At 61.0% G+C, this 19,422-nt stretch carries 19 protein-coding genes; 14 read left to right on the top strand and 5 right to left on the bottom strand.

Annotated elements, in window-relative coordinates:
• Nucleotides 1-11 precede the first annotated feature (11 nt).
• The 3 genes from RTCIAT899_RS28905 to solA are packed head-to-tail and all read left to right on the top strand — an operon-like array spanning nucleotide 12 to nucleotide 3,440.
• Nucleotides 12-788: an ABC transporter ATP-binding protein gene (locus RTCIAT899_RS28905; protein WP_015343389.1), complete on the top strand. Its 777-nt coding sequence runs from the start codon at nucleotides 12-14 to the stop codon at nucleotides 786-788.
• A complete protein-coding gene (locus RTCIAT899_RS28900; protein WP_015343388.1) occupies nucleotides 785-2,290 on the top strand; it encodes an HAL/PAL/TAL family ammonia-lyase in 1,506 nt (501 codons plus the stop codon). The genes RTCIAT899_RS28905 and RTCIAT899_RS28900 overlap by 4 nt, the downstream gene beginning before the upstream one ends.
• Nucleotide 2,291: 1 nt before the next feature.
• Entirely contained in the window at nucleotides 2,292-3,440 is a 1,149-nt protein-coding gene (gene solA, locus RTCIAT899_RS28895; protein ID WP_015343387.1) for an N-methyl-L-tryptophan oxidase, read from the top strand.
• A 21-nt stretch (nucleotides 3,441-3,461) separates the two neighbouring features.
• On the opposite strand, the gene RTCIAT899_RS28890 is transcribed toward solA, so the two are convergent.
• The 3 genes from RTCIAT899_RS28890 to RTCIAT899_RS28880 form a co-directional block, all read right to left on the bottom strand.
• On the bottom strand, nucleotides 3,462-3,956 hold the full coding sequence (locus tag RTCIAT899_RS28890; protein WP_015343386.1) for a cytochrome b: 495 nt from the start codon (nucleotides 3,954-3,956) through the stop codon (nucleotides 3,462-3,464).
• A gap of 213 nt (nucleotides 3,957-4,169) precedes the next feature.
• Nucleotides 4,170-4,928 (bottom strand): alpha/beta fold hydrolase, encoded by a 759-nt coding sequence (locus RTCIAT899_RS28885; protein WP_015343385.1) that lies wholly within the window; start codon nucleotides 4,926-4,928, stop codon nucleotides 4,170-4,172.
• 49 nt (nucleotides 4,929-4,977) lie between these two features.
• The gene (locus RTCIAT899_RS28880) at nucleotides 4,978-6,750 is read right to left on the bottom strand and encodes a cytochrome c biogenesis protein DipZ (protein ID WP_015343384.1); all 1,773 of its coding nucleotides are present in this window, start codon (nucleotides 6,748-6,750) and stop codon (nucleotides 4,978-4,980) included.
• 358 nt (nucleotides 6,751-7,108) lie between these two features.
• Between RTCIAT899_RS28880 and RTCIAT899_RS28875 the strand changes: the two genes are divergently transcribed.
• From RTCIAT899_RS28875 to minE, 7 genes are all read left to right on the top strand, one after another.
• Nucleotides 7,109-8,161: an alpha/beta fold hydrolase gene (locus tag RTCIAT899_RS28875; protein WP_015343383.1), complete on the top strand. Its 1,053-nt coding sequence runs from the start codon at nucleotides 7,109-7,111 to the stop codon at nucleotides 8,159-8,161.
• A gap of 113 nt (nucleotides 8,162-8,274) precedes the next feature.
• The gene (locus tag RTCIAT899_RS28870) at nucleotides 8,275-9,015 is read left to right on the top strand and encodes a response regulator (protein WP_015343382.1); all 741 of its coding nucleotides are present in this window, start codon (nucleotides 8,275-8,277) and stop codon (nucleotides 9,013-9,015) included.
• Nucleotides 9,012-10,334: an ATP-binding protein gene (locus tag RTCIAT899_RS28865; RefSeq protein ID WP_015343381.1), complete on the top strand. Its 1,323-nt coding sequence runs from the start codon at nucleotides 9,012-9,014 to the stop codon at nucleotides 10,332-10,334. Before RTCIAT899_RS28870 ends, RTCIAT899_RS28865 begins: the two co-directional genes overlap by 4 nt.
• Before the next feature lie 186 nt (nucleotides 10,335-10,520).
• The gene (locus RTCIAT899_RS28860; protein ID WP_015343380.1) at nucleotides 10,521-10,937 is read left to right on the top strand and encodes an organic hydroperoxide resistance protein; all 417 of its coding nucleotides are present in this window, start codon (nucleotides 10,521-10,523) and stop codon (nucleotides 10,935-10,937) included.
• A gap of 314 nt (nucleotides 10,938-11,251) precedes the next feature.
• Complete coding sequence (gene minC / locus RTCIAT899_RS28855) at nucleotides 11,252-11,983, top strand: septum site-determining protein MinC (RefSeq protein WP_015343378.1); 732 nt, start codon at nucleotides 11,252-11,254, stop codon at nucleotides 11,981-11,983.
• A 29-nt stretch (nucleotides 11,984-12,012) separates the two neighbouring features.
• Complete coding sequence (gene minD, locus RTCIAT899_RS28850; protein ID WP_015343377.1) at nucleotides 12,013-12,828, top strand: septum site-determining protein MinD; 816 nt, start codon at nucleotides 12,013-12,015, stop codon at nucleotides 12,826-12,828.
• On the top strand, nucleotides 12,825-13,085 hold the full coding sequence (gene minE, locus RTCIAT899_RS28845; protein WP_015343376.1) for a cell division topological specificity factor MinE: 261 nt from the start codon (nucleotides 12,825-12,827) through the stop codon (nucleotides 13,083-13,085). Before minD ends, minE begins: the two co-directional genes overlap by 4 nt.
• Nucleotides 13,086-13,149: 64 nt before the next feature.
• Here minE and RTCIAT899_RS28840 read toward each other — a convergent pair whose 3' ends face one another.
• Nucleotides 13,150-13,350 (bottom strand): hypothetical protein, encoded by a 201-nt coding sequence (locus tag RTCIAT899_RS28840; protein ID WP_041678240.1) that lies wholly within the window; start codon nucleotides 13,348-13,350, stop codon nucleotides 13,150-13,152.
• Nucleotides 13,351-13,393: 43 nt separating this feature from the next.
• Here RTCIAT899_RS28840 and RTCIAT899_RS28835 point away from each other — a divergent pair, with 43 nt between their 5' ends.
• Entirely contained in the window at nucleotides 13,394-14,173 is a 780-nt protein-coding gene (locus RTCIAT899_RS28835; RefSeq protein ID WP_015343375.1) for a polysaccharide deacetylase family protein, read from the top strand.
• 14 nt (nucleotides 14,174-14,187) lie between these two features.
• Here the strand turns inward: RTCIAT899_RS28835 and RTCIAT899_RS28830 are convergent, their stop codons facing one another.
• Entirely contained in the window at nucleotides 14,188-14,796 is a 609-nt protein-coding gene (locus RTCIAT899_RS28830) for a TetR/AcrR family transcriptional regulator (protein ID WP_015343374.1), read from the bottom strand.
• A 110-nt stretch (nucleotides 14,797-14,906) separates the two neighbouring features.
• Here RTCIAT899_RS28830 and RTCIAT899_RS28825 point away from each other — a divergent pair, with 110 nt between their 5' ends.
• The 3 genes from RTCIAT899_RS28825 to RTCIAT899_RS28815 all read left to right on the top strand — a co-directional run bounded on the left by RTCIAT899_RS28825 (nucleotide 14,907) and on the right by RTCIAT899_RS28815 (nucleotide 19,405).
• A complete protein-coding gene (locus RTCIAT899_RS28825) occupies nucleotides 14,907-15,596 on the top strand; it encodes a PspA/IM30 family protein (RefSeq protein WP_015343373.1) in 690 nt (229 codons plus the stop codon).
• Nucleotides 15,597-15,637: 41 nt separating this feature from the next.
• Nucleotides 15,638-15,919, top strand: a complete 282-nt coding sequence (locus tag RTCIAT899_RS28820) for a YiaA/YiaB family inner membrane protein (RefSeq protein WP_015343372.1) — start codon at nucleotides 15,638-15,640, stop codon at nucleotides 15,917-15,919.
• 90 nt (nucleotides 15,920-16,009) lie between these two features.
• Entirely contained in the window at nucleotides 16,010-19,405 is a 3,396-nt protein-coding gene (locus RTCIAT899_RS28815) for an acyl-[ACP]--phospholipid O-acyltransferase (RefSeq protein WP_015343371.1), read from the top strand.
• Nucleotides 19,406-19,422 lie beyond the last annotated feature (17 nt).

Genomic DNA, 19,422 nt, shown 5'->3' with positions numbered 1-19,422 from the left:
GCAGGCAAATCATGCCAGGTGTCACCCGACTTTCCGTCCGCAACATCCGCAAGAGCTTCGGTACTCATGAAGTCTTGCGAGGCATTTCCCTCGATGCTCAGGATGGCGATGTGATTTCGCTGCTCGGCGCTTCCGGCTCGGGCAAATCGACCTTCCTTCGCTGCATCAACCTCCTCGAAATTGCCACCGATGGCGAGATCTGGGTGGATGGCGAGCAGATCCGCATGATCCATAAGAATGGCAAGAGCTACCCAGCGAGCCATAAGCAGGTGGATCATATCCGCTCCGAACTTGGCATGGTCTTCCAGAGTTTCAATCTCTGGTCCCACATGACGATCCTGCAGAATGTCATCGAAGGGCCGGTGCATGTCCTGAAGCGCTCACGCTCGGAATGCATTGCCGAGGCCGAAGCGCTGCTGGAGAAGGTCGGCATTGCCGACAAGCGTCATGCCTATCCCGCACATCTCTCCGGCGGCCAGCAGCAGCGCGCGGCAATTGCCCGTGCACTCGCCATGAAGCCGAAGGTTATGCTGTTCGACGAGCCGACCTCGGCGCTCGATCCGGAACTCGTCGGCGAAGTGCTGCGCGTCATGCGCGCCCTTGCCGAGGAAGGCATGACCATGCTGGTCGTCACCCACGAGATGAGCTTCGCCCGCAATGTCTCCAACCGCGTCGTCTTCATGAAGGAAGGGCTTGTCGAAAGCACCGGCACGCCGGATGAGATGTTCGGCGGCGGCGCCTCGCCGGCCTTTCGCCAGTTCATCGGTCACTTCGGAAACGGACAATGACCGTTACGATCGATAGGCCGCTATCCTGGCGCGACGTCGCCCGCGTCGGTGCCGGTGAATCCTTGTCTCTCTCCGATGCTGCCTGGAAACGCGTTGCTCAGGCAAGCCGCATCGTAGAGCGTATCGTGGAAACGGGCGTCCGCGCCTACGGCGTCAATACCGGCGTTGGTGCGCTTTCCGATACGGTTGTTGATCGCGATTCCCAAAGCCGGCTGTCGCGCAATATCATCCTCAGCCACGCCTGCGGTGTCGGCCCGCTTCTGCCAGCCCGCGAGGTGCGCTCGATCATTGCGGCGCAGATCGCCAATTTCGCCCATGGCCATTCCGGCGTGCGGCCAGAGATCATCAGGCATCTGGCCGCGTTTCTCGAACGTGACTGCATTCCGGAAGTCCCATCCAAAGGCTCAGCCGGCTATCTCACGCACAATGCCCATACGGCGCTCGTCCTGATCGGCGAGGGCAGGGCTGTCGTGAAAGGCAAGTCGATGAAAGGTGCCGAGGCGCTTGCGGCAATCGGTCTGAACCCCTTGGTGCTTGGCGCCAAAGAGGGCTTAAGCCTCGTCAATGGCACGGCCTGCGCCACGGGATTATCGGCGCTTGCCGTCTCCCGTGCCGAGCACCTGCTCGATTGGGCCGATGCCATCGCCGCGCTGACCTTGGAAGCCGTTGGCTGCCAGATGGCGGCTTTTGATGAGAAGGTACTGGCGTTGCGCCCATCGGCCGGCATCGCTAAAGTCGGGCGCAGATTGCGCAGCCGTTTGCATGGCAGCGGTCTCGTTGCGGCCGCCGTCGGCCGGCGGACGCAGGATGCGCTGAGCCTGAGGTCAGTCCCCCACGCCCACGGCGCGGCCTGGGATGTCTTCGAGCAGACGGCTGATATCGTCGATCAGGAACTCGCCTCGGTAACGGACAATCCGGCTGTTTCGGGGACGCCAGAAGAGCCCATCGTCTCTTCCGAAGCCCATGCCGTTGCACCCGCCCTCGGCCAGGCAGCAGACAGTCTGGCGATTGCGATCGCCCAAATTGCCGCGATGAGCGAACGCCGGACGGATCGCCTCGTCAATCCGCTGGTCAGCGGCCTGCCGCCGTTTCTTGCTAGCGACGCCGGCAGCCACTCCGGTTTCATGATCGCGCAATACACGGCCGCGGCGCTGAGCAACGACAACCGGCGGCTCGCCGCACCGGCATCGCTCGATGGCGGCCTGACCTCCGGCCTGCAGGAAGACTTCCTGGCCCATCCGACCGCTGCTGCCAACAAGCTGCTCGCTATCCTCGACAATGCCGAATATATCCTGGCCATCGAGCTGATGGCGGCGGCGCAGGCACATGATTTCCTCGTTTCGAAGGGTGCCAGAGCGCCGGGAACGGAGCGTATCCACGCGGCTGTCCGCTCATGCGTGCCCGTTTACGGCGACGATCGTCCCTTAAATGCGGATATGGAAGCCTTGCGGGCCATGATCACCAAGACCGCGCCGCCTGCGGAAAGCCAAACTGGAGCATGAAATGACTACGGAATTCGACCTTGCCGTCGTCGGCCTCGGCGCGATGGGAAGTGCAGCCTTGTCTTTCGCAGCGGCGCGCGGTGCAAAGGCGATCGGGATCGAGGCGCATTTCCCCGCCCATGCGCTCAGCTCCTCGCATGGCGACAGCCGCCTGATCCGTCTCGGCTACTTCGAAGATCCGTCCTATGTTCCCTTGCTGAAGCGTGCCTATCAAAACTGGCGCTCGCTGGAGGCAAGGCTGCGAGCCGAAATCCTGACGGTGACAGGTGTCCTGCAGATCGGTACGCCCGACAGTAAGATCGTGAGCGGCACGCGCGCTTCCTGCGACATGCACGGCCTGGCGCATGAGATACTCGATCGCGACGCCATGAAACGTCGCTTTCCGGCCTTCGCATTGGACGACGGGGAGGTCGGCGTGCTCGATCCTCAGGGCGGCTATGTCAGGCCTGAAGCGGCGATCATGGGCTATTTGAAGTTTGCGGCGGAGGATGGTGCGGTTCTGCATTTCGGAGAGCGCGTCAACGCAATCGAGCCAGACGATACGGGCGTGACCGTCATTTCCACAACCGGGCGATATCGCGCCCGCAAGGTGATCGTCGCAACCGGCGCCTGGATTGCCGAACTCGTGCCGCAGCTGAAAGCGCATGCACTGCCGATCCGGCAGGTGGTCGCCTGGTATCAGCCCAAGGATGGCTTCGTTGCCGAACCGCAGCGCATGCCATGCTTCCTGCGCGATGAAGGAGCGGAAGGTTCCTATTTCGGCTTCCCGGCCATCGGCGTCGATGGCGTCAAAATCGGTCGCCACGCGCATTTCAGGGAGCCGATCGACCCGACCCTTCCCAATCCGCCGGTCAATGATACCGACACCGATCTACTCGACAGCTTCGCCCGCAAGCGCTTGCCGGAGGCCACGTCGTTTCGCGTCCGGGCGACCACCTGCCGCTATACGATGCTGCCGAGCGAGGATTTTCTCATCGACAGGGTGCCCGGACAGCCGAATGTGGTGATCTCGTCGGCCTGTTCCGGCCATGGCTTCAAGTTTACGAGCGTGATCGGCGAAATCCTGGCGGATCTCGCGCTTGAAGGCGGAAGCGCATTGCCGACCGCCTTGTTTTCCTTCGAGAAGCATTTTGGCGGTCTGGGAGTATAGGCCACCAATCTCGCGCGCAATTCAACCGATCGTCATGCGTCGCAGCACGTCCGATCGGAAATAGAAGTGCTGAACGAGCGCGCCGAATATGTGAAGGACGACAACTGTCCACAGCACCGCCTTGATCGGGCCGCCATGCAGGAAAGCGGCGGTGTCGACGCCGAGATAATAGGCCGCCATTCCCGAGAGTGGCATCGCGAAAATCAATGCGTAAAGCAGGACATGCGTCACGCTGGCGATGTAATGCACAATGACGGGCTGGCCGTCCGGCATTGAGGGCGCTTCCGATGAAAATTTGAGGGCAAGGCGCACGATGGCGAGCAGCAAGATGGCAATGCCGGCATAGGCGTGAATGTTGGCGTTGGCGATGTCTGCCGACGTCGGCGTCTGGCCATGGCGAATAAGACGCCGCCATGCATTCATCCCGTCCGGAAACAAGAGATTGAAGAAGATCAGCAGCGCCATAAGCCAGTGAAGGATGCGTTGCGGAACGGAATAGGCGGATCTTGCAGACATCGTGCCTCCTTAGATTGGAATTATTCTAAAGGTAGGGCATGATTCTAACGGGAACCTGAACGTGCCGTCCCCATAGGCTTTCATTGCCTATTCACATCAAGTCGGGGTTCGATCTCTTTTATTGCCTCTAGGCTCGGGTAGCGAAGCCAGCCGCTACGATCCCGCATAAGGATAGGCGGCGGCCTCGTTCATGAAGCCGCCGCTCGGATTGCTTTACTTGCCGGCGTCCTTGGCCGCCTTCTCGATCACGGCGGCCACCTTTTCCGGCTGCGAGGCGAAGACGGCATGGCTTGCCTCGATTTCGGTCGCGTCGCTGCCGGCACGCTTTGCCATGTCGCGCTCGAGCTCGGGATTGATGGAACGGTCATTGGTTGCGACGATGGCCCAGCTCTTCTTCGCCTTCCAGGCAGGATCGCCAACCTTGGCGGTGAAGGCGGCCTTCGAGGCAAAGACCTGCGATTTTGCCAGGAAGTTGGCTTCATCCTTCGGCAGGTCGGCGGCAAAGTCGGCGGCGAATGTCGCGGGATCGAGATAAAGATATTGGCCGTCCTTGGTTTCGCGGATGTTCATGCTGCCTGCAGGCTTCGAGCTTGCAAGGCTGATCAGGCTTTCGCCCTTGTCCGGCTGAAACGCTGCGACATAGACGAGGCCTGCGACATCCGGGCGATTACCTGCCTCGGTGATGACCATGCCGCCATAGCTGTGGCCAACGAGCAGGCTCGGTCCGTTCTGGAGGTCGAGCACGCGATTGGCGGCGGCGACATCGTCGGCGAGCGAAGTGATCGGTTCCTGCACGACCGTGACGTTGAAGCCATCCTTTTCGAGGATGTCGGCAGTCTTGCGCCATCCGGAGCCGTCGGCGAGCGCGCCGTGGACGATGACGATATTCTTGATCTCGGCTGCCTGTGCGGCAAAGGCAAAAGTGCTTGCGGCAAGGCTAAGGGCGGCGATGGAGAGAAAACGGGTCTTCATGGTGTAACTCCTGTTAGATGAGGTTCATGCTGGGGGTGAAGAGGACATTTCAGCCGAAGGTGAAGGCGTACGCCTGCACCCCGGGGTCGAGGAAACGGATCTCGAAGTTGCGCGCGGTGACATCGCCGGACTGGCGGACGAGCTGATAGAGCTTGGTTGCGGTCACGGTGCCGTTGCCATCGGCGTCGGTATCGGAGCCGTGGTCGGCGCCGGGCGCCTTTCCGTCCACGGTCACCTGGAAGCGGACCGGTTTTCCGTCTGCCGACGGTCCGAGGACGAGGTGCAGATCGCGGGCACTGAAGCGATAGCTGATGCCGCCGCCTGCCTTGTCTAGCGATGCCTGTTCCGAGCCGACGGTCCAGGTTCCGGCCAGTCCCCATTGGTTGAGGCCGGGATTGGCAATGGAATAGTCCGCGGCGGTGTCGGCTTTCAGCCCTTCGGGGGAGACGAAACCTGTCGCCTGGCTGTAGCCGACATAGGTTTCGCCGGAGCGGATGTGGCCAAGGTCGGGGCTTGCTTCCGCACCCTTCGCATTGGGGACGACCGGGCCGCTTTGGGCCATGTCGCTGCCGGCTTCGCGCAGGAGGTCCTGGATCGCCTGTTCGGTCTGGCGGTAGTTGCCTTCGCCGAAGTGCTGGTAGCGGATCTGCCCCTTGGCGTCGATCAGATAATGGGCAGGCCAGTAATTGTTCTCGAAGGCGCGCCAGATGCGGTAATCATTATCGATCGCGACGGGATAGCCGATCTTGAAGTCGGCGATCGCCTTCTTGACGTTGTCGATGTTCTTTTCGAAGGCGAATTCCGGAGAGTGGACGCCGATCACGACGAGACCCTGATCCCTATACTTTTCCGCCCAGGCACGAACATAGGGGATGGTGCGGATGCAGTTGATGCAGGAATAGGTCCAGAAGTCGACGAGGACGACCTTGCCGCGAAGTCCGGCCGTCGTCAGCGGCTCAGAGTTCAGCCAGGTGACGGCGCCGTCGAGCGAGGGGGCGGGGCCTTCGATCGGAAGATCGCTGTGGAATGGACGTGCCGCGTCTGTGGCAACCTTGATGGCGCCGTTGCTGGCAACCTCGGTCTCCGGGGCTGAGGTCTGGGGGTGCAGCTTCTCGAGCAAAGCCTGTTCGAAGGAGCCGGTGCTTGCATAGGAGAGGCGGGCGAGCAGGCCGGTATGGAGGCCGAGCGCGATGGCGGCAACGCCTGCCAGAACCGCTGCGCCTGCGACTTGGCGGATGCGTTCGCTGACGCCGAGAGACTGCTTCATGCGGGCAAAGATCTTGCCGCCGGCAAAGAGGGCAATGGCAAGCGAGGTCGCGGCGCCGGCGCCATAGGCAAGCAACAGGAATGTCGTCTGCAGATTGGCGCCTTTCAAGGCAGCACCCGTCAGGACCAGCCCAAGGATCGGGCCGGCGCAGGGCGCCCAGAGCAGGCCGGTCGCAATGCCGAGCACGAAAGAGCTTCTGACACTCGATGTCGCGCGGCCGTTGCCGGCGGCATTCAGGAGGTTGTTGCCGAGATCGACTGCCGGCCGGGACAGCGCATTGGCGATGCGTGGCGAAATCAGGCTCAGGCCGAAGAGCCCGAGCAGCACGATTGCCGCGAGGCGACCATACTCGTTGGCGCGGATCGCCCAGGCGCCGCCGACCGCGGCCAGCGTCGCGACAACAGCAAATGTGAGCGCCATGCCCGCCAGCATGGGCAACGTGCTCCGGACGAAGGGCTGTCCGGCGCGAGCAAAGACGAAGGGGAGGATGGGCAGGATGCACGGACTGAGGATCGTCAGCGCACCGCCGAGATAGGCTATGATGAGAAGCGTCATCGTCTTGTTCCTTTAGAAGCGATTGACCGGCTGCGAACGGCGAGGGGCCGTGCTCAGCAGTGACGCTATCTGCCAGTGACGACGTATCTCGAATGTGTCTGGCTGGATGGGAGAATGTACCGAAACGTCGACGCTCCCGGCTTCGATACATTGCGATACAAACTGAAAGGTGCCGATCTGGTTTTCAGCAAGTCCGGCCGCTTGCCGAGGCGTTGCCGCTAAGGGCCGGGAATTGTATCAGACTGTATCCTGGCGGCCGGAAGCTACACAGGCTTTCAAAACGAGGCCATCGGCGACACATCGGCGATACATGTGGCTGGCTTTCTTGTGCTCACGATCCAATCCACAGGAGAGACAGATGTCCGAGGAAATCAACCACACCCGCCGCCGCTTTTTTGGCATGGCCGCAATCGCTGTTGCCGCTGCCGAGTTCGGTCTGCCTGTAATCGCCGGTGCGCAAGAAACAATGGCTTCCACATTGACCCTGCCCGCCGTCAAGGCCGGTACCCACACCTCCTTCGACGCGCTGAAGCAGATCAAAGCCGGTGTGCTCAATGTCGGTTACGCCGAAGCCGGTCCGGCCAACGGCCCCGTCGTGCTGCTGCTGCACGGCTGGCCCTATGACATCTACAGCTTCGTCGATGTCGCACCGCTTTTGGCAGGTGCCGGCTATCGCGTGATCATTCCCTATCTGCGCGGCTATGGCACCACTACCTTCCATTCGAAGGACACAGCGCGCAACGGCCAGCAGGCAGCACTTGCCGCCGATATGATTGAGCTTCTCGACGCGCTGAAGATCGAAAAGGTCGTCGTTGCCGGTTACGACTGGGGTGGCCGTACCGCCGATATCATGGCGGCACTCTGGCCGGAACGTTGCAAGGCGCTGGTCTCGGTCAGCGGCTATCTCATCGGCAGCCAGGAGGTCAACCGCAAGCCGTTGCCGCCGAAGGCCGAGCTTGCCTGGTGGTACCAGTTCTATTTCGCCACCGAGCGCGGCCGTCTCGGCTACCAGGAAAATCGCCACGATTTCGCAAAGCTGATCTGGCACACCGCCTCGCCGCAATGGGCCTTTGATGACGCCACATTCGATCGCTCGGCTGCAGCCTTCGATAACCCCGACCATGTCGATATCGTTATTCATAACTATCGCTGGCGGCTCGGTCTCGTCGAAGGCGAGGCGAAGTTCGATACCTATGAAAAGAAGCTCGCCGCCGCCCCGGTGATTTCGATCCCAACGATCACCATGGAAGGTGACGCCAATGGCGCGCCTCACCCGGAGCCTTCGGCCTATCGCGGCAAGTTCTCGGGCAAGTATGAACATCGCACGATCACCGGCGGCATCGGCCACAATCTTCCCCAGGAAGCACCGCAAGCCTTCGCCCAGGCTGTGATAGATGTTGATCGCTTCTAGTTCGGCGGTAGTGTGCGAATGGGCGCCGGCATAAGCTGGCGCCCGTTGCCGTCGGCGCGACGAAGAATGAATATTCGTAGCTCGATGCTTACGATAACGAGTGGGAAATCGAAATGGATCATGTCGACCATATCCTGATCGTGGATGACGATCGGGAAATCCGCGAACTGGTGTCGAGCTATTTGAAGAAGAATGGCCTGCGGGCGACGACGGCTGCCGATGGCCGGCAGATGCGCAGTTTCCTCGAGGCCAATTCGGTCGACCTGATCGTGCTCGACGTGATGATGCCGGGCGATGATGGCCTCGTGCTCTGTCGCGAGCTTCGCGCAGGAAAGCACAAGGCGACGCCCATTCTCATGCTGACGGCGCGCAGCGACGAAATGGACCGCATCCTCGGCCTGGAGATGGGCGCGGACGATTATCTGGCAAAGCCGTTTGCCGCCCGTGAGCTTCTTGCCCGCATCAAGGCGGTTCTCCGGCGCACTCGCATGCTGCCGCCCAATCTGCAGATCAGCGAGGCCGGCCAATTGCTGGTCTTTGGGGACTGGCGGCTCGACACGGTCGGGCGTCATCTGCTGGACAAAGACGGCACCGAGATCACGCTCAGCGGCGCCGAGTATCGGCTGCTGCGCGTCTTCATCGATCACCCGCAGCGGGTGCTCAATCGTGATCAGCTTCTGAACCTGACGCAAGGCCGCGATGCCGATCTCTTCGATCGCTCCATCGACCTGCTCGTCAGCCGTCTTCGTCAGCGGCTGGGGGACGATGCGCGTGAGCCGATCTACATCAAGACGGTGCGCAGCGAAGGCTATGTCTTCTCCGTGCCGGTGGAAATTGCGGAGCTTCGCGCATGACCGTGGCCGACCTTCCAGGTCACCGGCCATGGTGGCCTAGCACCCTACGCGCACGCATTTCGCTGATCCTTCTGGCGGGGCTCGCGATCGCCTACGGCCTTTCTTTCAGCGTGCTCTATATCGAACGCTACATGTCGGCAAAGGCCGTCATGCTCGGCACGCTGGAGAACGACGTTGCGACCTCGATCGCGGTGCTCGACCGGCTGTCGGCCGATGAGAGGGCGAATTTTGTCGATTGGCTCAGCCGCGGCAATTACAACTTCGAATTAGGCAATGGCTTGCCCGGCGTGCCTGATACGTCCGCGCATGGAGCGGAGATCGCCGCCAAGATAGAGGATGCGGTCGGCCATCGCTTTCCCATCCGCATGGAAGCAATACCGGGACCCATCTCGCGACTGCAGGCGCATCTCAATCTGAGCGATGGCAGTCCGCTGACGATCGATGTCACGCCAAAGGGTGTCATGCCGATTGCGGCCTGGCTGCCCTATGTCTTCGTCGTCCAGATGCTATTGATCATCCTTTGTATCTGGTTTGCCGTGCGACAGGCCACGCGCCCGCTCGCCGAGCTTGCCGCTGCGGCCGATGCGCTCGATCCCAACAACAAGAGCCCGGCCTTGAGCGACCGAGGGCCGAGCGAAGTGGCGCACGCCGCAAGAGCCTTCAACGCCATGCGGGATCGAATCGCGCATTATCTCGAAGAGCGCGTGCAGATCCTCGCCGCCATCTCACACGATCTGCAGACGCCGATCACCCGCATGCGCCTGCGCGCCGATATTGCCGATGATTCGCCGGAGAAAACCAAGCTGCTGCAGGATCTCGGCGAGATCGAGCGTCTGGTGCAGGATGGGATAGCCTATGCGCGCAGCGCCCATGGCAATGGCGAGAAGAGCGCGCGCATCGATCTTGCCTCCTTCATTGAAAGCATCAGCTATGACTATCAGGACACCGGCAAATCCGTCGAGATTCTTGGGCTCATCCAGGGCACGGCAACGACGAAGCCGCATGCGCTGCGCCGCATTCTCACCAACTTCATCGACAATGCCCTGAAATTCGCCGGTGCCGCGGAAATCGCCGTGGAGCGCCGGAATACCGGACAAATTGCGATCACAGTTCTGGATCGCGGTCCCGGCATTCCGCAGGACCAGATAGAAGCGGCGATGCAGCCCTTCTTCCGGCTGGAGCAGTCGCGCAACCGCAACACCGGCGGCACCGGCCTTGGCCTGGCGATTGCCCAGCAGCTCGCCCAGACGCTCGGCGGCTCCGTCAGGCTCTATAACCGCGAAAGCGGTGGCCTAGCTGCGGAGGTCGTCATTTCCTGATTGTCCCTTCAGAAGACTTTCCGGCAATTTGTAAGCAATTGTATCCGGCTCGTTGGAGCCTACGTTTTGTAACACTTCCGGCAATTCCGGAAACATGCCGGATACGTCGATCCATCAAAAACAACTCCGTCAACAGACGTTGCCCTCACAACATAGCAGACGGGCGCCGCAACAAAGGAGTGTTCCATGACCAAGATCGACAAGGTTCTCTATACCGCCAAGACCCACACCATCGGCGGCCGCGATGGCTCGGCCCGCAGCGATGACAACCAGCTGGATGTCAAGCTTTCGCCTCCCGGCAGCGCCCATGCCGGCACCAATCCCGAACAGCTCTTTGCAGCCGGCTGGTCGGCCTGCTTCATCGGAGCCATGGGCCTTGCCGCGGGCAAGCGCAAGGTCAAGCTGCCGGCCGATCTCGCCGTCGATGCGGAAGTGGATCTCGGCACGACGGAAGGCGCGTACTTCCTGCAGGCGCGTCTGACCGTCAGCATGCCCGGTATTGAGCCGGAACTCGCCCGCACGCTGGTCGAGGAAGCCCATCAGACCTGCCCCTATTCGAAGGCGACTCGCGGCAACATCAATGTCGAGCTGAAGCTCGCCTGAGAATCACCCAAGCGTCGATATAGCGCGCCGTTCCGGAAGGCGCGGCGCGCCGAATCGTTAATTTTTATCGCATCGGATGTCAGGCAAGGCACGTCATACCTTGCGCATGGGGGATCTCATGAGACCAATCATTCTTCTCCTTGCAGGAGCAGCGATTTTCGCCGCTCCATGCGTCTACGACCCCACCTCGAACGAGCCTTCGGCGCTTGCGAGCATCGCCGTTTTATGGGGCGGTTCGGGCTCCAATGGAGCCCCGTATTAACCATTTGTTAACCATATCAACGGTACACAAGATCAACGATTTATTCACATAGATGACCAAAGTGCTAACAGACGCTCGTTCGATCCGTATCAAGGGCCGCTCATTTCTTGCGGTCATGCTTTCGCCGGATCTTCCGCTGGATCAGTGGTTGATCAGGCTCGACGACCTCGCAGCTCGTTCGGCCGGCTTCTTTCTGGGGCGGCCGGTCGTGCTCGATATCACCGACCTGCCGATCGACAAGGCGCAGCTCAAGGAGCTGATTGCTGAGCTTTCGGCTCGCAATGTCAGCATCATGGGCATCGAGGGCGGTCGCCCGTCGATCGCGGGTCCTGGTATGCCGCCGATCCTGAAGGGCGGGCGTCCGGCTGCCGATTTCGAAGTCTCCGAGGCCGAGCCGGTCGTGGAGCGCCGAAACAGCGAGCCCAAGGCGCCGCCGCCGGAAATCCGGCCGGTCACGCAGTCGCTGATCATCCGCGAGCCGGTGCGTTCCGGCCAGTCGGTGATCTTTCCGGAAGGCGATGTCACCGTCATCGGTTCGGTGGCATCAGGCGCGGAAGTCATCGCGGGTGGATCGGTCCATATCTATGGCGCCCTTCGCGGCCGCGCCATGGCGGGATCGATCGGTAATGCCTCGGCGCGAATCTTTTGCCGCAAGCTCGAGGCCGAGCTTTTGGCGATCGATGGAATTTACAAAATGGCGGAAGACGTATCACCCGGCCTCAGGGGACAAGCCGTCCAGCTTTGGCTGGATGGTGAAACGATCATGGCCGAAAAACTAATCTGAGCCGAAGCCGGCCAAAACAGGAGAGCAAGATGGGCAAGGTAATCGTCGTCACATCAGGCAAGGGCGGAGTTGGAAAGACGACTTCGACGGCCGCATTGGGGGCGGCTCTGGCACAGAGAAACGAAAAGGTCGTCGTCGTCGATTTCGATGTCGGTCTGCGCAATCTCGATCTGGTCATGGGCGCGGAACGCCGCGTGGTCTACGACCTCGTCAACGTCATTCACGGCGACGCCAAGCTGCCGCAGGCGCTGATCCGAGACAAGCGGCTGGAGACGCTCTTCCTCCTGCCGGCCTCGCAGACCCGCGACAAGGACAATCTGACGCCCGAGGGTGTCGAGCGGGTCATCAACGAGCTCAAGAACTATTTCGACTGGGTCATCTGCGACAGCCCGGCCGGTATCGAGCGCGGTGCCACCCTTGCCATGCGCCATGCCGACGTCGCCGTCGTCGTCACCAACCCGGAAGTTTCGTCGGTGCGCGATTCCGACCGGATCATCGGTCTGCTGGACTCCAAGACGCTGAAGGCGGAACGCGGCGAGCGCATGGAAAAGCACCTGCTGCTGACCCGCTTCGATGCGGCCCGCGCCGAGCGCGGCGACATGCTGAAGGTCGACGACGTGCTGGAGATCCTCTCCATTCCGCTCCTCGGCATTATCCCGGAAAGCACGGACGTTCTGCGCGCCTCCAACCTCGGCTCTCCGGTCACGCTTGCCGATGCGCGCTGCGCACCGTCGCTTGCCTATTTCGACGCCGCACGCCGCCTTGCCGGCGAGCAGGTGCCGATCACCATCCCCGGCGAGAAGCGGGGTATCTTCGGCAAAATCTTCGCAAGGAGGGCCGCATGAGCATTTTCGGATTGTTCCGCAAGCAGAGATCTGCACCGATGGCGCGCGAGCGTCTGCAGATCCTTCTTGCCCACGAACGCGCCTCCGTTGGCTCGGATCTCGTATCCGTGCTGAGAGAGGAAATCCTCGCCGTCATCGCCAAGCATGTGCAGGTCGATCGCGACAAGGTGCAGGTGAAGATGGATCGCGACAAGGACGTCTCCATGCTGGAGATCGATGTCGAGATCCCGCGTGATGCGACCTTGAAGGCCGCCTGACGAGGGATCAACGCCCGTCAAATGTGCGAATTCTGTCACATGGAACTCTCGTGTGGCAGAATAGCTAAAATTTTCGCAGCCGGCTCTTGCAAAGGGTGCGATTCGCGATTATCTGCGGGTCATCACCTGTATCGATGGCCTGCCGCGCTGACATTTCTGTGTCGAGCCGGCGTTCGCTGTCCGGGTTAAAAAGCAAGGGCGCTCCCCAGAAATGGGTAGAGCGCCCTTTGCTTTTGTCGTGCTCGCGGTGCTTTTCTTGTTCCATGCGATATGCCACTTTGCGGCGATGATACGGGGAGGCGGCTGGCTTGGGCGGATTGGACAATCAACGGAATGCCGTGTTCTCATGGCTGCTTGCCGGCATCTTCCTTGCTGTATGCGCCCTCGGTGCCCAGGCGGCCGACAAGACGATTTATCTCACATTCGACGACGGCCCCTTGCCGGGAACGAAGAACATCCTCGCCGTGCTGAGCGAGGAAAAGGTTCCGGCCGCCATGTTCATGGTTGGCTTGCATGTCGAAACCATTCCATCCGGGCGCGACCTGCTTGCCGAAGCCAAGGCCATGTCGCTCGTGACCGTCGGCAACCACAGCTATAGTCACGCCAACAATCGTTACAGGAAATATTACTCCGATACCCAGGCAGTGGTTGCGGACATGCGCCATGCCAACGAAGTGCTCGGCCTGACGCCGATCGTCAATGCGCGGCTGCCGGGCAGAGACGTCTTCCGGCTTCCGACCGTATCGAGGGAGGATCTATCCATCAACGTTGCCCAATGGGAGCGCGAATGGCTGGATTACGAGCTCGTCGCCGAAGCTGGCTTCTATCTCTTCGGCTGGGATTTCGAGTGGGTGCATAGCGATGACGGCAAACCAGTCCAATCGGTGGACCATCTCGTCAACGAGATCGATCATCTTTTCCAGTACGGTCGTTTCACGCAGCGGGGCAAGATGATCCTGCTCATGCATGACGAGATGTTTCAGGACCAGTTCAACGGCCGCGAAAACTTGCAGTCGCTGATCCGCATGCTGCGGGATCGTGGTTACGCCTTCGGCGACATCAGGAATTACGCGCCCTCGAAACCTTAAAAACCATAAGCCGGCTAGCCTTGTCGTGCCGCAGCTCCGGCTGCGACCGTCAGGATGAAGTCGTCGAGTTCCTGTTCCAGGCTTTCGATCGGCAGACCAACGAAACGCCCTTCGAGGCTGATGCTGACGACGCCATGCACAGCGCCGAAAAGCGTTCTCGCGCGGATGGCGCGCGCCGTTTCCGACATGTTCGGCTGCAACTCCGCGAGCGGCTCGGCAATGACGCCCATCAGGAACATATGCTCTTCCAGGTGCCATTCGGGGCTGGGGCGGTCATCCGGAGGCCGATGGTCGAACAGCGCCTTCCACAGATTGCGATGGGTAACCGCAAAGCGCAGATAGCCGCGCGCGAGATTGCGCAGCCGGTCCGCTGGCGTATGATCTCGAACCTCCGTCAGCGCCAGCGATGCCTCAAGCGCCTTCAGCGTCGCCGAATTGACGTGAATGACGAGGTCGTCGAGATCGGCAAAGACAGTGTAAAGACCTCCGAGAGCGCAGCCGACATCCTGCGTGACGTCGCGCGCCCTCAGGTTTGAGAGCCCGTCGGCAGCGATGCGATTGCGCGCCGCCTCGATTAACCGCTGTTTCAGATCCTCTCGCTTTTCCAGGGTTTTTCTAGCCATTGCCAATTCCAATCCGATTTTTGAACGTTGTTCAATATTTTTCTTGAACGTTGTTCACGTTTCTGCCATACATGTGTTCATGAACATCGTTCATAAACGGGAGACGACAAATGTTCAATTCAATTCTGACGCTCATTCGCGGCCGCGCCTACGATGCGGAACAGGCGTTCATCGATCGCAACGCCGTGCCGCTGCTGGCCCAGCAGATCCGCGAGGCGGCCAGCGCCATTCAGTTGGCACGCCGGGCCGTGGCGATCGCCATCGCGCAGAATGAGCAGGAAAAGAACCGGCACGCAGCGATTACCGGTCGCATCGCGGACCTGGAAACCCGCGCCGTCGCCGCCCTGCAGAAGGGTAGCGACGCACTTGCGCGGGAAGCGGCCGAGGCAATTGCCCAGCTCGAAGCCGAGCGGGATGCTTCCGAGAAGGCCCAGGCCCGATTCACTCAGACGATCGGCAAGCTCAAGGCAACCGTTCGCACATCGGAAGCGCGGCTGCAGGAACTGCAACGCGGCGAGCGGCTGGCGCGCGCCACCGAGCAGACGCAGAAACTCAACGCCGCCTGCGACGACAATTCCGGCCTGGCAACGCTCGACGATGCCGAGGAGACGCTGGCCCGTCTCGAGGCCTATCAGAGCCGCTGCGAGATTGCGGCCTCTGCCATGAAGGAAATGGATGCTGCGAGCCGGCAGGCACATATCATCGAAAAACTCGCCAATGCCGGCTGCGGCGCACCGCTCGGCCCTTCCGCCGACGACGTGCTGGCCCGCCTGCGCCAACGCCTGAATTCAGCAGCCTGAAAAAAACCATCAAAACATTAGATAGTTGAGAGGATACGATCATGAACGACAGCTTCCAGAAACATTCCCAGGCTTGGGTCAGCTTCTCCTACATTTCTTTTGCCGCTGCAGCTTTTATGCTCCTCGTCGGCCTTTACATGATGCCGATCGATCTTTGGGGCAAAGGCTATCTCGCCATGGGCATCCTGATGCTGGTGCAGACCGCGGTCAACGTCACCAAGACGATCCGCGACAACAGCGAGGCTGACAAGCTGATCCGCAAGGTAGAAGATGCCCGTACGGAAAAGCTTCTGGTTAAGTTCAATCGTGACGGTCAGGACTAATCTTTATTAACGACGCCATAGAGTTGTAGTCGCGCTCAACCTTTGCGTAACAACTCTATGGCCTGCTGTTGGCCGAATGAGGGATACGCCATGCAAACGCACCTGATGAGATCGAGGAAGTTCGCGCCGCTGTTCTGGACGCAATTCCTGACTGCATTCAACGACAATTTCTTAAAGCAGACTCTGGTTTTCGTTATTCTCGCGCAGATGGCGACGGAGGGTGCGGCGCTGGTCACACTAGCCGGCGGCATCTTCATCGTGCCGTTCCTGTTTCTGTCGGCGATTGCCGGTGAGCTTGCCGACAAATACGACAAGGCTGGGATGGCGGAGCTTTTGAAGCGCTGCGAACTCCTGGTGGCGGCGATCTCGGTCGTCGGCATCGCCTTCTCCTCGATCTGGATCCTGATGCTCGCCCTCTTCGGCTTCGGCGTCATTTCCTCGCTCTTCGGCCCGATCAAATACGGCATCCTGCCCGATCATCTGGCAAACCGGGATCTCCCCAAGGCCAACGCCTGGATCGAGGGCGGCACCTTCATCGCCATCCTCACCGGCACCATGGTTGCGGCCGTCGCCTTCCGCGAGGGCGAGAATGTCTGGATCTTCGGGCCGATGATGATGGGGCTTTCCATCCTCTGCTGGTTTGCCGCCCGCATGATTCCCGCGACCGGCTCCAAGGCACCCGATCTCGTCGTCGACACCAATGTCGTGCGCTCCAGCTACAGGCTGGTCAATGAGCTTCGCGCCGATAGCCGCATTTGGCGGGCGTCGCTGATGAATTGCTGGTTCTGGTTCGTTGGCGCCTTCATCATGTCGATGCTGCCGGTCATGGTCACCGATATTCTCGGCGGCTCGGAAATCGTCGTTCCCGCTTATCTCGCGATCTTCGCCATCTCCGTCGCCATCGGCTCTGCCATTGCCGGATGGATGGCGGCTGGCCGCATCGTGCTTCTGCCGGCGCCCATCGGCATGCTGATCGTCGCTCTCTTCGGCCTCGATCTCGGCTGGAACCTATGGGGTCTGCAGTCGACCCGCCATGCTGAAACCATTCTTGCCTTCTTCGCCGGACCGAAAACGATCCGCGTTGCCATCGATCTCGCCGGCATGGCGATCGGCGGTGCTTTCCTGGCCGTTCCGACCTTCTCGGCCATGCAGAGCTGGGCGAATGTGGATCGCCGCGCCCGCGTCATCGGAGCCTCGAATGTGCTTTCCGCTCTCTTCATTGCCGTGGGTTTGGCGCTTGTGGCCGTGCTTCAAGGCGTGGGTCTGTCGATCTCGGTCATCATTCTCAGCATCTCCGTGCTCAACATCGCAATCGCCTGGCTCATGCTGAAAATGCTGCCGACCAACGCCTTTCGCGATCTGATCTCCATCATCTTCCGCGCCTTCATGCGGCTGGAAGTGGAAGGTCTTGAAAACATCCGCAAGGCAGGTCCCGCGCCGATCATCGCGCTCAACCATGTGAGCCTGCTGGACGGCGCACTCGCGCTTGCCATCACCGAGGAAGAGCCTGTCTTCGCCATCGACTATGCCTTCGCCAAGAAGTGGTGGATGCGGCCGCTTTTGAAGATGTGCAAGTTCCTGCCGCTCGATCCGACCAAGCCGATGGGGACGCGCTCGCTGATCAAGGTCATCCAGGATGGCAGCCCGGTCGGCATCTTCCCCGAGGGGCGCCTGACCGTCACCGGCACGCTGATGAAGGTCTATGACGGTGCAGCCATGGTCGCCGACAAGACCGGCGCGATGATCGTTCCCGTCCGCATCAACGGACTGGAAAAGAGCTACGCCTCCTATCTGACCTCGAGCCATGTTCGCCGCCGTCTCTTCCCCAAGGTCAAGGTGACGATCCTCGAGCCGGTCAAGCTCGATGTTCCCGCCGAGCTCAAGGGCAGGAAGCGCCGTATCGCCGCCGGTGCTGCGCTCTACCAGATCATGTCGACGCTGATGTTCCGCACCGCCGACACCAACAATACAGTCCTCGGCCGCGTCATCGACAGCGCCCATGAATATGGCGGCAAGAAACTTGCCGTCGAGGACCCGATCGCCGGCAAGCTCTCCTATGCCAAGCTCCTGACCGGCGCTGCGGTACTCGGCGCCAAGTTCAGGAAGATGTTCCCGAACGAGAAGACGCTGGGCGTCATGCTGCCGAACGCCAACGGCACGGCCGCAACCGTCCTTGGCGTGATGTCGGCGGGCAAGGTTCCGGCCATGCTGAACTTCACGGCGGGTGCGGCCAACATCCTGTCTGCATGCCGGACGGCGGAGGTCAAGCATGTGCTCTGCTCGCGCGCTTTCATCACGCAGGCGAAACTCGGCCCAGTGGTCGAGGAGCTCGAAAAGCAGGTGGCCTTCGTCTGGCTGGATGAACTGCGCACGCAGATCACCTTCTTCGACAAGATCGTCGGCCTCATGCGCAAATATCGGCCGCTGGTAAAGCGCAACGCCGATGACCCGGCCGTGGTCCTCTTCACCTCCGGTTCGGAAGGGGCGCCGAAGGGCGTGGTGCTGACGCACCGCAATGTCCTCTCGAACGCTGCCCAGGCCGCCTCGCGCATCGACTTCCACCCGGGCGACAAGGTGTTCAACGTCCTGCCGATGTTCCACTCCTTCGGCCTGACGGCAGGCACGATCCTGCCGCTGGTCTCCGGTGTGCCGGTGTTCTTCTATCCCTCGCCGCTGCACTATCGCATCGTGCCGGAGCTGATCTACGTCTCCAACGCCACCATCGTCTTCGGTACCGATACATTTCTGAACGGCTATGCCCGCACCGCCCATCCTTACGACCTGAGATCGATCCGCTACATCTTCTCAGGCGCCGAGCCGGTGAAAGCATCGACCCGCGAGGTCTATATGGAGAAGTTCGGCCTGCGCATCCTGGAAGGCTATGGCGTGACCGAGGCCGCGCCGGTGATCTCGCTGAACACGCCGATGTACAATCGCACCGGAACGGTCGGCAAGATCATGCCGGGCATGGAATGGAAGCTCGAGCCGGTTCCCGGCATCGATGAGGGCGGCCGCCTTCTCATCCGTGGCGCCAACGTCATGGCCGGCTACCTGCGCGCCGACAATCCCGGTGTTCTCGAACCGCTACCGGAGGGTTGGCACGATACCGGCGACATCGTCACCATCGATGAGGATGGCTTCGTCAAGATTCGCGGCCGCGCCAAGCGCTTCGCCAAGATCGGCGGTGAGATGATCTCGCTTGCCGCTGTGGAGACGCTTGCCGCACAGCTCTGGCCGGGTGCCCTCAGCGTCGTCTCGGCTGTACCCGATGCCAAGAAGGGCGAGCGTCTTGTGCTCCTGACCGATGCGGTGAACGCCACGCGAGGCGACTTCCTCGCCTTCGCCAAATCGAAGGGTGCCACAGAAATGATGGTTCCCGCCGAAGTGACCGTCGGCAAGGTGCCGGTTCTCGGCTCCGGCAAGGTCGATTTCGTCACGGCACGCGCGATGGCTTTGGAAGCTCAAGCGCAGTCACAGGCAGCGTAGGCTCCCATCTCGAAATA

The organism is Rhizobium tropici CIAT 899 (assembly GCF_000330885.1).
In the GTDB taxonomy this organism is placed as follows: domain Bacteria; phylum Pseudomonadota; class Alphaproteobacteria; order Rhizobiales; family Rhizobiaceae; genus Rhizobium; species Rhizobium tropici.
This window is presented reverse-complemented; position numbering and strand designations above follow the sequence as displayed.

Bases quoted from the DNA above. Each gene is read 5' to 3' on its own strand.
- RTCIAT899_RS28870 (WP_015343382.1), top strand. From the start codon at position 8,275: ATGGATCATGTCGACCATATCCTGATCGTGGATGACGATCGGGAAATC.
- solA (WP_015343387.1), top strand. From the start codon at position 2,292: ATGACTACGGAATTCGACCTTGCCGTCGTCGGCCTCGGCGCGATGGGA.
- RTCIAT899_RS28900 (WP_015343388.1), top strand. From the start codon at position 785: ATGACCGTTACGATCGATAGGCCGCTATCCTGGCGCGACGTCGCCCGC.
- RTCIAT899_RS28825 (WP_015343373.1), top strand. From the start codon at position 14,907: ATGTTCAATTCAATTCTGACGCTCATTCGCGGCCGCGCCTACGATGCG.
- RTCIAT899_RS28885 (WP_015343385.1), bottom strand. From the start codon at position 4,928: ATGAAGACCCGTTTTCTCTCCATCGCCGCCCTTAGCCTTGCCGCAAGC.
- RTCIAT899_RS28820 (WP_015343372.1), top strand. From the start codon at position 15,638: ATGAACGACAGCTTCCAGAAACATTCCCAGGCTTGGGTCAGCTTCTCC.
- RTCIAT899_RS28875 (WP_015343383.1), top strand. From the start codon at position 7,109: ATGTCCGAGGAAATCAACCACACCCGCCGCCGCTTTTTTGGCATGGCC.
- minD (WP_015343377.1), top strand. From the start codon at position 12,013: ATGGGCAAGGTAATCGTCGTCACATCAGGCAAGGGCGGAGTTGGAAAG.
- RTCIAT899_RS28830 (WP_015343374.1), bottom strand. From the start codon at position 14,796: ATGGCTAGAAAAACCCTGGAAAAGCGAGAGGATCTGAAACAGCGGTTA.
- RTCIAT899_RS28890 (WP_015343386.1), bottom strand. From the start codon at position 3,956: ATGTCTGCAAGATCCGCCTATTCCGTTCCGCAACGCATCCTTCACTGG.
- minE (WP_015343376.1), top strand. From the start codon at position 12,825: ATGAGCATTTTCGGATTGTTCCGCAAGCAGAGATCTGCACCGATGGCG.
- RTCIAT899_RS28905 (WP_015343389.1), top strand. From the start codon at position 12: ATGCCAGGTGTCACCCGACTTTCCGTCCGCAACATCCGCAAGAGCTTC.
- RTCIAT899_RS28815 (WP_015343371.1), top strand. From the start codon at position 16,010: ATGCAAACGCACCTGATGAGATCGAGGAAGTTCGCGCCGCTGTTCTGG.
- minC (WP_015343378.1), top strand. From the start codon at position 11,252: ATGACCAAAGTGCTAACAGACGCTCGTTCGATCCGTATCAAGGGCCGC.
- RTCIAT899_RS28865 (WP_015343381.1), top strand. From the start codon at position 9,012: ATGACCGTGGCCGACCTTCCAGGTCACCGGCCATGGTGGCCTAGCACC.
- RTCIAT899_RS28880 (WP_015343384.1), bottom strand. From the start codon at position 6,750: ATGACGCTTCTCATCATAGCCTATCTCGGCGGTGCGCTGACGATCCTC.
- RTCIAT899_RS28860 (WP_015343380.1), top strand. From the start codon at position 10,521: ATGACCAAGATCGACAAGGTTCTCTATACCGCCAAGACCCACACCATC.
- RTCIAT899_RS28840 (WP_041678240.1), bottom strand. From the start codon at position 13,350: ATGGAACAAGAAAAGCACCGCGAGCACGACAAAAGCAAAGGGCGCTCT.